Origin of the sequence: Bacteroides caecigallinarum, from assembly GCF_021530995.1 — a bacterium.
GTDB classification, from domain to species: domain Bacteria; phylum Bacteroidota; class Bacteroidia; order Bacteroidales; family Bacteroidaceae; genus Phocaeicola; species Phocaeicola faecigallinarum.
In genome coordinates this window covers 1-1,754 of sequence record NZ_JADYTF010000219.1, presented here as the reverse complement: position 1 = coordinate 1,754, position 1,754 = coordinate 1, and the positions used below count along the sequence as shown (strand labels likewise).

The 1,754-nt window shown below is 35.7% G+C and carries 3 protein-coding genes; all 3 read left to right on the top strand.

The window, feature by feature from the left end; all coding sequences use genetic code 11:
• The first annotated feature begins 194 nt into the window (after positions 1 to 194).
• Positions 195 to 365 carry a hypothetical protein gene (locus tag I6E24_RS16120; RefSeq protein ID WP_204509112.1) on the top strand — a complete coding sequence of 57 codons (171 nt, stop codon included), beginning with the start codon at positions 195 to 197 and terminating at the stop codon, positions 363 to 365.
• 136 nt (positions 366 to 501) lie between these two features.
• Positions 502 to 630 carry a hypothetical protein gene (locus tag I6E24_RS16115; protein ID WP_317218629.1) on the top strand — a complete coding sequence of 43 codons (129 nt, stop codon included), beginning with the start codon at positions 502 to 504 and terminating at the stop codon, positions 628 to 630.
• A gap of 255 nt (positions 631 to 885) precedes the next feature.
• Positions 886 to 1,754 (top strand): hypothetical protein (locus I6E24_RS16110; RefSeq protein ID WP_235329713.1); only part of this gene is annotated, 869 nt, incomplete at its 3' end.

Here is a 1,754-nt window from a genome sequence, read left to right as displayed (position 1 = left end):
GTTTGAGGCGATCAGCCTCACTCAATTCAAGCACTTTTATATGTTTCATGATTCAATTTCTAAAATATCATGAGACAATATTAATAATTTATGCTGAATATAAAAATATTTTAGATCACTTACTTATCCGCAAATAAGTGTATAATCATTAATATCTTTATTAAGAAAATGATAATCTAAAAAAAACTAAGCTTATGAAAACACTTATGCTAGCAGTTGTGGCATGCTGCTCTATGATGATTTTTGCATGCGGCAATAAGGAAGTGCCGGAAGAACCGGAAAAGGACTTATCAGGAAGAACCGGTAATGATAATACAGGAGATGAGGAAGAGAAGGGCAGTGTGAATATAGGTTTTCGAAGCTGAGGGATGGAAAGATACTGTATATTTTAATTTCGAAATTATACCGGGCGATACAGTGGAATTTTAAATGGTCTTTACCTACTGGCGAACACTAAAATGCGGAATGGCTACGGTGCACTTCAAAAAGAAGGAATTGAAAATGATTAATATAGCAATTGCAGGAACAGGGTATGTGGGCTTGTCGATAGCCACATTACTGGCTCAGCATCATAAGGTGACAGCTGTGGACGTGATACCTATCCTCGGCTATAGTTTATTGGTCTGGTAAAAAGAAAAGGTTTCCTGTATTGTCGTTTTCATTATTTTTTTCATTATTTGCAGGGTCGGCATTGACTGTATTTATGTATTATGTCTACATTAAGTTTTCCCGCCAAAAGGCGGGAGGCTTGCGGATTTTTTTCGTTGTTTTATTGTTTGAATTATCCATATAAATGAGTATTTTTGCAGTTGTTAAGGGCTTATGCGGATTATCCGGTTCAGCTTTCTTTGGATGGGAATGATGAGTAAATAAACAGAATGAAAAATGTTGGAAAAAACTTATAAATTAATTCCAATAATAAAGAATGATGTTGATGGCTATCAATATATAGCCAATCTTTATCACGACATCAAGAAAATCTGTCCATCAGAGATAGGGATAGATTTTTCTTCATGCCGTAGGTTTGATGCCAATCTATCCTCAGCACTGGGTGCGCTACTTGATAAATTGTCTGAAGACGGTTATCAAATATGGCTACTGAATATTTTTAAAGCTGCAGCCGGTGTTCGAAGAGCTCTTACCCGCAATGGATTTCTAAAAGCTTTCTCCATCACTACAAATAATGAGGAGCGTGAGAATTTCATTTTATATAAGAAGTTTTCAGCCAGTGAGCAGGTGGAGTTCAAACAATATATATTTGAAGAACTAATAAATAAACAGAAGTTTCCCAAACATACAACCGCTGCAGGTGAAAGTATTCAGGAAAGCATCCTTGAAATATTTATAAATTCAAGCACACATAGTGATTGCAATCATGTATATTGTTGTGGTGAATACATATCAAAAAATTCGCCCCACACTCTGGACATGACCATAGTTAATCTGGGAACGAGTATAGAAGATAATGTGAACCGGCACATGCTCAAATTAAACAAGAAACAATTGTCGTCATGTGCATGCATAGAATGGGCTATAATTCAGGGTAATACCACAAAGAATGTTCCCGGAGGTCTTGGATTTACAATTATATGCAATTTTATACTTAGAAATCAAGGGAAACTACAGATAATTTCATCAGACGCCTATTGGGAGCTCTGTCACGAAGGTTCCAGATCCGTCAAGATGAATAATAAATTTCCCGGTACAATAGTGAATATGGAATTCAATATAGATGATGATACAGTATATTATGC

Coding starts and splice junctions, on each gene's coding strand:
- I6E24_RS16120 (WP_204509112.1), top strand. CDS start 195: ATGAAAACACTTATGCTAGCAGTTGTGGCATGCTGCTCTATGATGATT.
- I6E24_RS16115 (WP_317218629.1), top strand. CDS start 502: ATGATTAATATAGCAATTGCAGGAACAGGGTATGTGGGCTTGTCGATA.